This is a genomic window from Leifsonia sp. fls2-241-R2A-40a, assembly GCF_030209575.1.
Lineage (GTDB): Bacteria > Actinomycetota > Actinomycetes > Actinomycetales > Microbacteriaceae > Leifsonia.
Genome location: NZ_JARVRS010000001.1, coordinates 1162884 through 1175208 on the forward strand (window position 1 = coordinate 1162884; position 12325 = coordinate 1175208).

Below are 12325 nucleotides of genomic sequence, written 5' to 3' on the forward strand. Positions count from 1 at the left end.
CAGCCGTCACGGCACGCGGTAGAGCCACTCCTCGGTCTCGAACTTCTCGGCGACCAGCTTCTCCGCCTCGGCGTACTCGGCGTCCGTGAGGTCGCCCTCGGTCGCGCCGTACAGGCTCGTGAAGGTCCGCTTCATCTGCTCGATGATCTCGGCCCGGCTGAGACCCGTCTGGCTGCGCAGTGGATCCACTCGCTTGGCGGCGCTGGTGATGCCCTTGTCGCTGATCTTCTCGCGGCCGATGCGGAGCACCTCCGTCATCTTCTGGCCGTCCATGTCGTAGCTCATGGTGACGTGGTGCAGCACGGCGCCCGAGCCGAGCCTCTTCTGCGCGGCTCCGCCGATCTTGCCGGACGGGCTCGTGATGTCGTTCAGCGGCTGGTAGACCGCGTCGATCCCGAGGGACTTGAGCGCGATGATGGCCCACTCGTCGAGGAAGGCGTAGCTGTCGGCGAAGCTCATCCCCTGCACGAGATCGGCCGGCGCGTAGATGGAGTAGGTGACGACCGACCCGGCCTCCATGAACATGGCACCGCCGCCGGAGATGCGACGGACCACCTGGATCCCGTACTTCTCGGCGTTCGCCGGGTCCACTTCGTTCTTGACCGACTGGAAGCTGCCGATCACGACAGCCGGCTGCTCCCACTCCCAGAAGCGCAGCGTCGGCCCGCGCCGTCCCTCGCCGACCTCGTTCGCGAGCACCTCGTCGAGGGCGAGGTGCATCTGCGGAGACACGGCCTTCGCGTGCACGATCTGCCAGTCGTAGTCGCGCCAGCTGGTCGCCTTCGCGAGCGCCCGGCGGACGGTCACGGCGACCGCCTCCGGCGAGAACCCGAGCAGGCTGGCCCCCTCGGGAAGCGCATCCTTCACGGCGGCGGCGATGGTCTTGGCGTCGGCTTCTGCGGGGAGCCCGTTCACCGCGGCGTCGATGGCCTCAAGAGCGCTGTCCGGTTCGAGGAAGAAGTCTCCCGCGAGCTGGAAGTCAGCGATCTTGCCGTCGACCACCTCCAGGTCGACGACGACGAGCTTGCCCCCGGGGACCTTGTACTCACCATGCATGCCCTCAGCCTACGACCGTCGGGCGACGGCGCTGGAAGAAGGGTGCCCCGGCCCGATCCTCAGTCGCGTCCCGGGAATCGTTCCACCAGCCAGGCCGTCAGGTCGTCATAGACCTCTTCCCGGTTGATCTCGTTGAATACCTCGTGCCGCGCGCCCTCGTAGACGATGGTGGTCACATCCGTGAGACCCGAGCGCTCACGGTAGGCCCGCTCGAGGCGGCGAGCGCTGACCGGGCCGCCCAGCGGATCGTCCGAACCCACCTGAATGAGGAGCGGGATGTCGCTCAGCCCGCGCGCGGGCCGGCCGAGCAGGCGCGCGGCGTCCGCCATCCCGAACAGCTTCTGCAACGGCGTGAGCGTGGTCAGCGGGTCGTCGACGAACGCCTGTGCCACCGCGGGGTCGCGGCTCAGCCATTCGGCTCCAGTGGTGCCGTGCTGAGCGAACCGCTTGTTGAGGTCGCCGCCGTTCATCGACCCGAGGACCCGGTAGGCCGTTCCGGAGAGCACCATCGCGTCGTACTGGTCGCTGTGGCGGTTGAGCAGCAGCTGGCCGATCAGCGAGCCCCAGCTGTGGCCGACGAAGATGAGCGGGAGGTCGGGGTTCTCCTCGCGGATGAGACGGCTGAACGCGAAGACGTCGCGGACCGCGGCTCGCAGGCCGCCGGGCCCGAGGCGGCCGAGCCGCAGGGCGTCCCCGTCCCACTGTTCCATCCCGGTGCGGCCGTGGCCGAGGTGGTCGTCGGCGTAGACGGCGAACCCGGACCGGGCGAGGTGCTCGGCGAGCTCCCGGTAGCGTCCGGCGTGCTCCCCCACCCCGTGCGCGAGCTGGACGACGGCGGATGGTCTTGTGCCCTCCGGCTCCGGCGCGTACACATCGAAGTAGACGCGGACGCCGCCTTCGGCCTCGAAATCGCGTCCCTGCTCGCTCTGCACGAGCTTTATTGTGACGTACGCCCGCAGCGAAGGGGGTTTAGTTAGCCAGCCTAATTTGTTAGGCTAACTATGCATGAACGGACGACTGTCGACCCACGACCTGAGCAGCGTTCTCCGCATCGCGGTGGCGCGGCTCTCCCGTCGCCTCCGCGCCGAGAAGGAGGACGACGAGCTGAGCGACGCGCAGACCACCATCCTCGGCTACCTCGTCCGTGAGGGCTCCGGCACGATCGGTCGTCTCAGTGAGTTCGAACGGGTCAAGCCGCCGTCGATGAACCGCACGGTGAACCGGCTGGAGCAGGCGGGCTACGTCGTCCGCACCTCCGACGAGGCCGACGGACGCAAGGTCGTCGTCGTGCCCACCGATCGTGGCGTCGAACTCGTCACCGAGACGCGCAGGCGTCGAGACGCCTGGCTGAACCAGCGCCTGCGCAGCCTCAGCACCGAGCAGCGGGCAACCCTGGCCGCCGCCGCCGAGATCATGCGGGAGCTCGCCGACTCGTGAGTTCCATGTTCCGCTCCCTGGCCGGGGTCAACTACCGCATCTGGGCTGCCGGGGCGCTCGTCTCCAATGTCGGCACGTGGATGCAGCGCACGGCACAGGACTGGATCGTCCTGACCCAGCTGACCCACAACAACGCCTCCGCCGTCGGCTTCGTCATGGCCTTGCAGTTCGCCCCGCAGCTGCTGCTCCTGCCGGTGACGGGATGGGCGGCCGACCACCTCGACCGGCGCAAGCTGCTCATGGCGACCCAGGGCGCGATGGGCCTGCTGGGTCTCGGGCTCGGCATCCTTACGGTCAGCGGCGTCGTGGAACTCTGGCACGTCTACCTGTTCGCTCTGCTGCTGGGCGTCGTCGCCGCGTTCGACGCCCCCGCTCGGCAGACCTTCGTCTCGGACCTCGTCGCGGGGCCGAATCTCTCCAATGCGGTCGCCCTCAATTCGGCCTCGTTCAACGCCGCGCGCCTCCTGGGGCCGGCGGTGGCCGGCTTGCTCACGGCGGCCGTCGGCGCTGGATGGGTCTTCCTCATCAATGCCGCGACCTTCGGCGCCGTCCTGCTGTCGCTCGCCACGCTGCACCGCGACCAGCTCTACCGCACGGAGCGTGCGAAGCGGTCGCGCGGCAGCCTGGTCGACGGCTTCCGTTACGTGCGACGCCGTCCTGACATCCTGGTGATCCTCGTGATGGTGTTCCTCATCGGGACGTTCGGACTCAACTTCCCGATCTTCATCTCGACCATGTCGGTCAGCGTCTTCCACCAGGGCGCCGGCGAGTACGGCATCCTCTCGTCGATCATGGCCGTGGGGTCGGTGGTTGGCGCATTGCTGTCGGCGCGGCGCGACAAGCCGCGCGTCTCGCTGCTCTTCGCCGGTGCCGCGTTCTTCGGCCTCGGCTGCGCATTGGCCGCAGTGATGCCGACGTATTGGCTGTTCGCGATCGCGCTGATCGTGATCGGCATCTCGTCGCAGACTCTGATGACGACGGCCAACGGCACCGTCCAACTGACCACCGACCCGATGCTGCGCGGACGGGTCATGGCGATCTACATGGCGATCTTCATGGGCGGGACACCGATCGGCGCCCCGATCGTGGGCTGGGTCGCGGACACCTTCGGACCGCGCTGGGCGCTCGGCGTCGGCGCCGCCAGCGGCATCGCAGCGGCGCTGGTCGGCCTGATCTACCTCGTGATGTATCGCGGCCTGCGCGTCCGCTTCGCAGGCCTCCGGCCGCGGGTCGAGCTGACGCCCCGCGAGGTCGTGCGCGAGGAGCTCGAGGAGACCGAGGCGACCGCGACGCGCGCATCCTGACCCGGTGCGATACGGTGCGGGGATGTTCCCTGCGAGCACTCCCTACGCCCACGGCCGGGTCGTGAATCCCGCCGGCGACAGCATCTACTGGGAGACCAGCGGCACCCCCGCGGGCAAGCCCGTGCTCTGGCTGCACGGCGGACCCGGATCGGGTCTGGGGTCGACGAACTACACCAAGCGCTACGACCCGGAGTTCTTCCGGATCGTCGGAATCGACCAGCGGGGATGCGGCCGCAGCACGCCGCTCGTGATCGACGCACTCGACCGCCTCGCCGAGAACACGACCGACGGTCTCATCGCCGACATCGAGCTTGTGCGCGAGGAGCTGGGCATCGAGCGCTGGCTCGTCACCGGCGGCTCGTGGGGATCGACGCTCGCGCTCGCCTATGCGCTGGCGCATCCCGACCGGGTGGAGGGCATCGTGCTCGGCGCCGTCACCACCACCGGGCGCGACGAGGTCGACTGGATCAGCGAGACCATGGGCCGCGTCTTCCCCGAGGCGTGGGAGGCTCTGGAGCAGTCGTCGCACCGGCGCCCCGGCGAGCGTGTCGTCGAGGCGTATGCCCGGGTGCTGGCGACCGGCACCCCGGCCGAGCGGGAAGCGGCGGCCGATGCGTGGGACGCCTGGGAGGCGACCCACGTCTCGCTGGACCCGAACTTCGTGCCGGGCCCGCTGCACGACGACCCCGTGCAGCGGCAGGTGTTCGCGACGCTGGTGACGCACTACTGGGCCAACGACGCGTTCCTGCCCGGCGATCGGGCCATCCTGGACCGGATCGGGGAGCTCGCTCACCTGCCCGCCATCCTCATCCACGGCCGGCACGACGTCAGCGGTCCGGTCATCACCCCGTGGCTGCTGCACCGCCGGTGGCCGGCGAGCCGGCTGATCGTCGTGGAGGGCGAAGGACACGGCGGCCCGGAGTCGTCGGAGCGGATGGCGGAGGCGATCAGCGGGTTCGCGCGCTGAACGCAGCAGAATGGAACGCGTGACCTCCGCCGCCGCCTCCCCCGCCGCCGCCGATCTGACCGCACTCGCCCGGCGAGCGCTCGCTCTCGCGCCGGAAGGCCGCCGGGCGATCCTGGGCGTGGCCGGCAGCCCCGGCTCGGGCAAGACGACCCTGGCGCGCGCGGTCGCCCGCCGAGTGGATGAGCTGGCCGGCGCGGGCACCGCCGTGCACCTGCCGATGGACGGCTTCCACCTGGCCAATGCGACGCTGGATGCGCTCGGCCGGCACGACCGCAAGGGCGCCATCGACACGTTCGACGGCTGGGGGTTCGTCGCCCTGCTCGAGCGCGTCCTGTCCGAGACGGGCAACCCGGTCTACGCGCCCGCCTTCGAGCGGACCGTCGACGAGCCGGTCGCCGGGTCCATCGCCGTGCCGCCCGAGGCGCGCCTCGTTGTGGTCGAAGGCAACTATCTCCTGGTCGACGCCGACCCCTGGTCGCGCATCCCGGCCCTGCTGGCCGAGAGCTGGTTCGTGGCGACGCCGGAGGAGGTGCGGATGCGGCGCCTCGTCGACCGGCACACCCGCCACGGCCGCACGGTCGAAGCGGCGACGGCGTGGGCGCGTGACGTGGACGGGTCGAACGCCGTCCTCATCGAGGCCTCGCGGGCGCGGGCGACGTTCGTGGTCGACGGCACCACCGGTCTCCCAGGTGACGCCGCTTAACCTGGAGCAATGACTTCCCCGACCCCGTCCTTCGACCGCGTGACCGTCTTCGGAGCCGATTGGTGCCGTGACTGCATCCGCTCCAAGTCCCTGCTCGACCGCCTCGGCGCCGACTACGAGTACGTGGACCTGGTGGCTCGCCCCGACGAGGCGGAGCGCGCGCAGCAGATCAGCGGCCGCACGAACATCCCCGTCATCGTCTTCCCGGACGGCCGGCACCTCGTCGAGCCGACCGACCCCGAGCTCGAGGCCGCCCTGCGCGGCTGAGTTCAGTCGAGTCGTCCTGCCCGGCCGTGTCCGGGCAGGACGAGCCGCGGACGCAGGGCGGTGATCGCCGCCAGGGTTGCGTCCGCCTGACCCCGATCCGAGATCAGCGGACCCGGCAGGTGCCGGAGGCGACCCTTCGACACCAGTGCGGCATCGCCGATGAACGCGACGCCGCGCCACCGCACGAGGTGATGACCCGGCGTGTGCCCGGGCGCCGGGACGACCAGCAGCCCGGGGACGATCTCCGTCTCGCTGTCGTCCGACAGCTCGGTGAGCTGCGGCTGCTCCGCCCGGTCCGGGCGGCTCATCCTCCGCATCACGCGTCGGGTCCTCGTCGGCGGCGGCACCTCGCCGCGCAGGATGCGCGCATCCGCCGCACCGAGCCAGACGGTGGCACCGGTCTCCCGCTGCACCGCAGCGGCGGAGCCGATGTGGTCGGGGTCGTAGTGCGTGATCACGACATCGGTGATGGCCGGGATGCGCGCCGCCCGCAGCTCGGCGACCAGACGCTGGCCGCCGGACGCGACGCCCGTATCCACGACGACCGAGCGGTCGGCCGCCTCGATCAGGTAGGCATTGGCGCCTCGGGCTCCGTCGAGACGGTGGACGCTGTCGATCAGCTCTCGCATGGTGGGATGCTAGTCCTCCCTCCGCTGAGAACGACCAATGCCATTCATCGCCCCGGGCGCGCAATCCCATCCACGCCACCTGTTGGACATGTGACTGACTTGGGCGGAGAGTGACGCTCATGGAGTACACACACCTGGGTCGGTCCGGCCTGAAGGTCTCGCGCCTCGTTCTCGGCACGATGAACTTCGGACCGCAGACCACCGAAGAGGATTCGCACCAGATCATGGACGCCGCGCACGACGCGGGCATCAATTACTTCGACACCGCCAACGTCTATGGCCAGCACAAGGGCCGCGGGGCGACCGAGACGATCGTCGGCAACTGGTTCGCGCAGGGCGACGGCCGTCGCGAGCGGACCGTCCTCGCGACCAAGCTCTACGGCGACATGGGCGACTGGCCGAACGAGAACCGGCTGTCGGCGCTGAACATCCGCCGCGCCCTCGACGCCAGCCTGAAGCGCCTCCAGACCGACTACATCGACATCTACCAGTTCCACCACGTCGACAGGAACACGCCCTGGGACGAGATCTGGCAGGCCATCGAGACCGCCATCGCCCAGGGCAAGATCCTGTACGCCGGCTCCAGCAACTTCGCCGGGTGGCACATCGCGACCGCTCAGGCCGAGGCGCGCAAGCGCAACCTCCTGGGACTCGTCAGCGAGCAGTCCATCTACAACCTGCTGACCCGCCAGGTCGAGCTGGAGGTGCTTCCCGCGGCCCAAGCGAACGGCGTCGGCGTGATCGCCTGGTCGCCGTTGCAGGGCGGACTGCTCGGCGGCGTTGTCCGCAAGCAGAACGAGGGCAAGCGCCGTCTGGAGGGTCGCGCGGCGGAGACCCTCGAGAAGCACCGCGATGCGATCGAGGCTTACGAGGCGTTCGCCGAAGAGCTCGGCCACGAGCCCGGCGACCTGGCCCTCGCGTGGCTGCTGACCCGGCCGGGCGTTACCGGTCCGATCATCGGCCCGCGCACCCGTGAGCAGCTCGACGGCGGACTGCGCGCCCTCGACATCCACCTCGACGAGGCGGCACTCGGCCGGCTCGACGAGATCTTCCCGGGCCACAAGACGGCCCCCGAGGACTACGCCTGGTGACCCCGGGCCGACACGAAACGAAGGAGAACAGGTGAAGACACGCACGATCGGTGACGTCCAGGTCTCGGCCATCGGCCTCGGCGGGATGCCCATGTCGATTGAAGGGCGGCCCGACCGCGAGCGGTCGATCAAGACCATCCACGCGGCACTCGACGAGGGGATCACCTTCATCGACACCGCGGACGCCTACCACCTGCACGCCGACGAGGTCGGCCACAACGAGGAGCTCATCGCGGAAGCGCTGCGCACCTGGGGCGGCGGCGACGCCTCCGCGGTCCTGGTCGCGACGAAGGGCGGACACCTCCGTCCCGGCGACGGCTCGTGGACGGTGAACGGGAGCGCCGAGTACATCAAGGAGGCCGCGAAGGAGTCGCTGCGTCGCCTCGGCGGCGACGCGATCGGTCTCTACCAGTTCCACCGCCCGGACCCGGAGGTGCCGTACGCGGAGTCCGTCGGCGCCGTGCGCGACCTGCTCGACGAGGGCGTCATCCGCATGGCCGGAATCTCGAATGCGAACCCGGAGCAGATCCGGGAGGCGCAGGAGATCCTCGGCGGCCGCCTCGTCTCGGTGCAGAACCAGTTCTCCCCGGCGTTCCGTTCGAGCGAGCCGGAGCTGCGTCTGGCCGACGAGCTCGGCATCGCCTTCCTGCCGTGGAGCCCGCTCGGCGGGATCACCTCGGCCGGCGACCTCGGCAGCCGGTTCGAGCCGTTCAAGCAGGTGGCGGACGACCGCGGAATCAGCCCGCAGGTGGTCGCGCTCGCCTGGCACCTCGCGCAGAGCCCGCACGTCATCCCGATCCCGGGCTCGTCGCGCCCCGAGACCATCCGCGACTCGGTCACGGCGGTCGACGTGGAGCTCACCCCCGAGGAGCTCGACCGCCTCAACGCGGCCTGATCCCTCCCCGAGCCGCCGTCACGCGGCCGCGGTTACCGGATCCAGCTGGGTCAGGAACGCCGCGGCCGCCGGGCTCGGCTGCTCGGCGACCGCGACCGCGACGGTCCACGCCGGGGCGCCCTGCAGGTTCACAGCCCGCAGGGCGTCCGGGCGTTTCCGGGCGAAACTGGCCGGGACCACGGCGACGCCCAGGTTGTATCCGACGAGGTCGAGCAGCGGGTGCACGTCGTTGACCTCCATCGCGGCGCGGTAGTCGAAGCCGGCCGCCGCGAACGCACGCCGGGTCAGCGCCTGGGCGCCCCACCCCTCCTGGAAGCCGACGAGCGGCTCGCCGCGCAGGCTCTCCAGCGGGATGCTCGACTCGGCGGCGAAGCGGTGGTCCGGGTGGCACAGCACGAGCATGTCCTGCGTGCTCAACGGCCGCAGGTGCACGCCGGCCGGCGTGTGACCCGTGTCGACGACGAGGGCGACGTCCGCGCGGCCGCCCGCCACATCATCCACGAGCTCTTCCGAGCCCGAGTAGCGCAACCGCACCTCGACCCCGGGATTGTCCGTGCGGAAGGCGGCGAGCTCGGCGGGCAGGTCGACGGATCCGAGGCACGGCTCGGCGCCGATCGTCAGACGGCCGCGCAGCAGCCCGCGCACCGCGGCGACGGCATCTCGCGCGGCGGCTGCGCTCGCCAGAGTCCGGACGGAGTCGGCGAGGAGCGCCTGCCCTGCGGCGGTCAGCTCCACCCTGCGGGTGCTGCGGATGAACAGCGAGGTCCCGAGCTCCTGCTCCAGTGAGCGGATGGATGCGGAGAGCCCCGACTGCGAGATGCGCAGCAATTCGGCGGCACGGGTGAAGTGCTTCTCCTCGGCGACGGTGACGAAGTGCTCGAGCTGGCGGAGTTCCATTCAGCGATCGTACTGCTCAATGCGGCGGATGCCACAAGCGCATTCGATACGACAGGGGCCTAGGCGGCGGACCTCTCCGCATCAACGCCCATTCCCGGCAGCGGGTCGAAGCGGAAGGTGCTGCCGAACCGCTCGACCAGCTCGCTCCTGCCCGCCAGCACCTCCAGAGGAGAGACATCGCCGCCGAGGAGCCGGTCGAGATCGGCTACAGCGACCTGGAACTCCAGCACGTCCTCCGTCGAGCCCACCGACAGGCGGCCCTGCGGTTGCGGCAGCGCATCCGGCCCCACATCCATCACGTCCAGCGCACCGCCGGCGACCACAGCACTGACCGATGCTTCGCCGGCGTGCAGCAGGTATTCGGTCGGCGGGAACGCGGCCGCCACATCGCTGCGGAAGGCCGCGCGCAACGTGATGCCGAGCGCGTCCGCCGTGAAGACGTCACCGTCGGCGGCGTCGCCGGGCGCCGCCCAGCCCCAGCGCTCCAGCGCCAGCACCACCGGCTCCAGGCCGCGTCCGAGCGCGGTCAGCTCGTAGCCGCCGCGCACGGTCGGCACCCGGCGGATCACTCCCGCCAGCTGCAACTCCTTCAGCCGATCGCTGAGGATGTTCGTCGGGATGCGCGGCAGCCCCGCCTTCAGGTCGCTGTAGCGACGCGCGCCGGCGAGCAGGTCCCGGACGATGAGCAGTGCCCACCGCTCCCCGACCCGCTCGACGGCGCGCGCCACCCCGCCGTACTGGCCGAAGCCGCGCGGGGATCGTGTCGCCATCGGGATGTGCGCTCAGGCCTGCGCCGGAGACGCGGCTCCCTGCTCGGCCATGTACGCCTCAGGACCCTGCTCGGCCGCCTGCGGCGCCATGTACAGGTAGGACAGGTTGTTGCCGTCCGGGTCCTCGAGGTCACGCGAGTACATGAAGCCGTAGTCCTGCGCCGGACGGGGCTCGGTGCCGCCGGCCTCCAGACCCTTGGCGACGATGGCGTCGACCTCTTCGCGCGAGTCCTGGCTGAGGGCGATCGACGCGCCTGCCTGGGTGCGCGGGTCGATGATCTCCTTATCCGTGAACGTGGCGTAGAACTCACGCGTCTGGACCATGAAGTAGATGGTGTCGCTCAGCACGACGCAGGCTGCGTTGTCGTCGGTGAAGAGCGGGTTGATCGTGTAGCCGAGGGACTCGTAGAACGCCTTCGAACGGTCGAGGTCGTTCGTCGTGAAGTTCACGAAGATGTTGAGTGACATGGTGTGCTCCAAGCGTGGTGAGGTGAATGGTGCCCGAATACGCTTAGCTTGCTCTTTGCAAGCTTACTTGTCAAGAACAAGTAAACGCCGCGATCGGATTCTTCGGATGGACTCCTCCATCTCCCGCACCACCTTCACCAGGCCGTTCGCCTGTGCGGCCTCCAGCGCGTCGGCCTGGGCGTCGTCGGCCCCCGAGAACCAGGACGCCACTGTCACCCCATGCCCCGGGCGCGAGAGCACCCGGATGCCGTCTCCGGCGCCGACGCTGCCGGACTTGACGACCGACAGGTATGCGCCGGGGCGCCCCTCCGCCGTGAACCGCTTCACCCACTGCGGCTCTTTCATCCTGCGCTGGAATGTCGCGCACGGCTCGCGCGGGCACGTCACCTCGACGACCAGCTCGTCGCCGATCGCCCAGCGCTCACCGATCTCGGCGCCGTTCACATCGATCCCACCAGTCCGCAGGTTCTCGCCGAACCGGCCGGGCGGGATGTCGTACCCGAGCTCCTCCGCCCAGAACCGGGCGTCCTCTTCCGCGTACGCGTACAGCGCCTTCGACGCTCCGCCGTGGTGCTTGCGGTCGGCTTGCACGTCGCCGAACAGCCCCAGCGGGCGCACCCGCAGCCGCTTCTCAACCGGCCGCTTGTCGATCGCCGTGACGCCGATGCCGGAATCGGGGAGCAGCTGCTCAACCCGGCACACCGCGAGAATCTCTGCCATCGGCCCAGTCATCCGCCCAGTATGCCAGCCGGCCGTTTCAGTCGCCCTCTCGCTCGGCGCCGCGGAACACATCCGGGTAGTTGTCGAGCCACGACCAGTGGCTCACCGGCCAGCTGATCACGAACCCTCTCCCGACCACGTCGGAGAGCGGGACGAACCCCTTGCCCGGGTCGTCCATGTGATAGCGGGAGTCGGCCGAGTTGTAGCGGTTGTCGCCCATCATCCACACCATGCCGTCGGGCACCGTGACCTTGAAGGACTTCTCGGAGACCGCCTGCACGCCGGCGGGAAGAAGCACGTAGGGCTCCTTCAGCGGGACGCCGTTCACACTCATCTGGCCGAGAGCATTGCAGCAGCTGATGTGGTCGCCGGGCAGGCCGATCAGGCGCTTGACCAGGTGCTGGTCGGAGTCGGAGGCGCCCAGCCCGACGAAGTCGAGGACGGCGCCGACGCTCTGCTGGAACGCATTGCCGGTGGCCGGGGGAGCAGGAGGCAGCCAGCCGCCCGGATCCTTGAAGACGACGACGTCGCCGCGCTGCAGCCCGAACACCTTCGGCTGGAGCTCGTTGACGATGATCCGGTCGTTGATCTGGAGGGTGTTCTCCATCGACCCGGACGGGATGTAGAAGGAGCGGGCGACGAACGTCTTGATGAGGAACGACACCAGCACCGCGACCACGAAGATGACCACCACATCCCGCAGCAGGGTCTTCCAGCTGGAGGCACGCCGGGCGGAACGGCGCGCCTCAAGTGTCGTCGATGTCTCTGTCAATGGTGGCTACAGGATGTTGACGTAGTAGCCGTCCGCGTACGACCCCTTCGTCCACGTTGCGGAGCCACCGGGTGCAACGACCAACGTAACGCTGCCCGTTGTTTGGTTCTTGCTGTTGAACGAGACGATCTGGTAGCGACCGGACAGATTCGTGCATGGGTTCTTCGCTGTGGCCGCGGTCCGGGCGGCATTTACCGTCAGCGTGACCTTGGTGCAGGTGCCGGCTGCTTGGGCGGGAGCGGCTGCGATCAAGAGCGATCCGCCAACAACTGCGCTAGCGATGGCGATCGACACAGGGGTCGTGAAGCGGGACATTTGTTCCTCCATTGGATCGTCCGCCCGTCAGAAG

Annotated in this window: 16 protein-coding genes; 7 read left to right on the forward strand and 9 right to left on the reverse strand. The window is 69.5% G+C overall.

Annotation, left to right across the window (positions count from 1 at the left end; all coding sequences use genetic code 11):
- Positions 1–6: 6 nt before the first annotated feature.
- Entirely contained in the window at positions 7–1056 is a 1050-nt protein-coding gene (gene lplAB, locus QRN40_RS05825) for a lipoate-protein ligase LplAB (RefSeq protein WP_285114572.1), read from the reverse strand.
- A gap of 59 nt (positions 1057–1115) precedes the next feature.
- Positions 1116–1988 (reverse strand): alpha/beta fold hydrolase, encoded by an 873-nt coding sequence (locus QRN40_RS05830; RefSeq protein WP_285114573.1) that lies wholly within the window; start codon positions 1986–1988, stop codon positions 1116–1118.
- Positions 1989–2061: 73 nt separating this feature from the next.
- On the opposite strand from QRN40_RS05830, the gene QRN40_RS05835 reads away from it, so the two are divergent.
- The 5 genes from QRN40_RS05835 to QRN40_RS05855 are packed head-to-tail and all read left to right on the forward strand — an operon-like array spanning position 2062 to position 5734.
- On the forward strand, positions 2062–2493 hold the full coding sequence (locus QRN40_RS05835; protein WP_285114574.1) for a MarR family winged helix-turn-helix transcriptional regulator: 432 nt from the start codon (positions 2062–2064) through the stop codon (positions 2491–2493).
- Between the two features lie 5 nt (positions 2494–2498).
- Complete coding sequence (locus tag QRN40_RS05840; protein WP_285114577.1) at positions 2499–3797, forward strand: MFS transporter; 1299 nt, start codon at positions 2499–2501, stop codon at positions 3795–3797.
- Positions 3798–3819: 22 nt separating this feature from the next.
- Positions 3820–4764: a prolyl aminopeptidase gene (gene pip / locus QRN40_RS05845; protein WP_285114578.1), complete on the forward strand. Its 945-nt coding sequence runs from the start codon at positions 3820–3822 to the stop codon at positions 4762–4764.
- 19 nt (positions 4765–4783) lie between these two features.
- A complete protein-coding gene (locus tag QRN40_RS05850; protein ID WP_502878898.1) occupies positions 4784–5467 on the forward strand; it encodes a nucleoside/nucleotide kinase family protein in 684 nt (227 codons plus the stop codon).
- A gap of 9 nt (positions 5468–5476) precedes the next feature.
- The gene (locus tag QRN40_RS05855; RefSeq protein WP_285114583.1) at positions 5477–5734 is read left to right on the forward strand and encodes a glutaredoxin family protein; all 258 of its coding nucleotides are present in this window, start codon (positions 5477–5479) and stop codon (positions 5732–5734) included.
- A gap of 2 nt (positions 5735–5736) precedes the next feature.
- Here the strand turns inward: QRN40_RS05855 and QRN40_RS05860 are convergent, their stop codons facing one another.
- Complete coding sequence (locus tag QRN40_RS05860; protein WP_285114584.1) at positions 5737–6363, reverse strand: MBL fold metallo-hydrolase; 627 nt, start codon at positions 6361–6363, stop codon at positions 5737–5739.
- A gap of 119 nt (positions 6364–6482) precedes the next feature.
- Between QRN40_RS05860 and QRN40_RS05865 the strand changes: the two genes are divergently transcribed.
- Positions 6483–7454: an aldo/keto reductase gene (locus QRN40_RS05865; RefSeq protein WP_285114585.1), complete on the forward strand. Its 972-nt coding sequence runs from the start codon at positions 6483–6485 to the stop codon at positions 7452–7454.
- Between the two features lie 31 nt (positions 7455–7485).
- Entirely contained in the window at positions 7486–8349 is an 864-nt protein-coding gene (locus tag QRN40_RS05870) for an aldo/keto reductase (RefSeq protein WP_285114590.1), read from the forward strand.
- 18 nt (positions 8350–8367) lie between these two features.
- On the opposite strand, the gene QRN40_RS05875 is transcribed toward QRN40_RS05870, so the two are convergent.
- The 6 genes from QRN40_RS05875 to QRN40_RS05900 all read right to left on the reverse strand — a co-directional run bounded on the left by QRN40_RS05875 (position 8368) and on the right by QRN40_RS05900 (position 12291).
- Positions 8368–9246, reverse strand: a complete 879-nt coding sequence (locus QRN40_RS05875) for a LysR family transcriptional regulator (protein ID WP_285114591.1) — start codon at positions 9244–9246, stop codon at positions 8368–8370.
- A 59-nt stretch (positions 9247–9305) separates the two neighbouring features.
- Positions 9306–10016: a winged helix-turn-helix transcriptional regulator gene (locus tag QRN40_RS05880; RefSeq protein WP_285114592.1), complete on the reverse strand. Its 711-nt coding sequence runs from the start codon at positions 10014–10016 to the stop codon at positions 9306–9308.
- Between the two features lie 12 nt (positions 10017–10028).
- On the reverse strand, positions 10029–10484 hold the full coding sequence (locus tag QRN40_RS05885) for a VOC family protein (RefSeq protein WP_285114593.1): 456 nt from the start codon (positions 10482–10484) through the stop codon (positions 10029–10031).
- Between the two features lie 63 nt (positions 10485–10547).
- Entirely contained in the window at positions 10548–11204 is a 657-nt protein-coding gene (locus QRN40_RS05890; protein WP_285114594.1) for an MOSC domain-containing protein, read from the reverse strand.
- A 37-nt stretch (positions 11205–11241) separates the two neighbouring features.
- The gene (lepB, locus tag QRN40_RS05895; RefSeq protein ID WP_285114595.1) at positions 11242–11976 is read right to left on the reverse strand and encodes a signal peptidase I; all 735 of its coding nucleotides are present in this window, start codon (positions 11974–11976) and stop codon (positions 11242–11244) included.
- Between the two features lie 6 nt (positions 11977–11982).
- Positions 11983–12291: a hypothetical protein gene (locus QRN40_RS05900; protein ID WP_285114596.1), complete on the reverse strand. Its 309-nt coding sequence runs from the start codon at positions 12289–12291 to the stop codon at positions 11983–11985.
- Positions 12292–12325 lie beyond the last annotated feature (34 nt).

Coding starts and splice junctions, on each gene's coding strand:
- lplAB (WP_285114572.1), bottom strand. CDS start 1,056: ATGCATGGTGAGTACAAGGTCCCCGGGGGCAAGCTCGTCGTCGTCGAC.
- QRN40_RS05835 (WP_285114574.1), top strand. CDS start 2,062: ATGAACGGACGACTGTCGACCCACGACCTGAGCAGCGTTCTCCGCATC.
- QRN40_RS05840 (WP_285114577.1), top strand. CDS start 2,499: ATGTTCCGCTCCCTGGCCGGGGTCAACTACCGCATCTGGGCTGCCGGG.
- pip (WP_285114578.1), top strand. CDS start 3,820: ATGTTCCCTGCGAGCACTCCCTACGCCCACGGCCGGGTCGTGAATCCC.
- QRN40_RS05855 (WP_285114583.1), top strand. CDS start 5,477: ATGACTTCCCCGACCCCGTCCTTCGACCGCGTGACCGTCTTCGGAGCC.
- QRN40_RS05860 (WP_285114584.1), bottom strand. CDS start 6,363: ATGCGAGAGCTGATCGACAGCGTCCACCGTCTCGACGGAGCCCGAGGC.
- QRN40_RS05865 (WP_285114585.1), top strand. CDS start 6,483: ATGGAGTACACACACCTGGGTCGGTCCGGCCTGAAGGTCTCGCGCCTC.
- QRN40_RS05875 (WP_285114591.1), bottom strand. CDS start 9,246: ATGGAACTCCGCCAGCTCGAGCACTTCGTCACCGTCGCCGAGGAGAAG.
- QRN40_RS05880 (WP_285114592.1), bottom strand. CDS start 10,016: ATGGCGACACGATCCCCGCGCGGCTTCGGCCAGTACGGCGGGGTGGCG.
- QRN40_RS05885 (WP_285114593.1), bottom strand. CDS start 10,484: ATGTCACTCAACATCTTCGTGAACTTCACGACGAACGACCTCGACCGT.
- QRN40_RS05890 (WP_285114594.1), bottom strand. CDS start 11,204: ATGGCAGAGATTCTCGCGGTGTGCCGGGTTGAGCAGCTGCTCCCCGAT.
- QRN40_RS05900 (WP_285114596.1), bottom strand. CDS start 12,291: ATGTCCCGCTTCACGACCCCTGTGTCGATCGCCATCGCTAGCGCAGTT.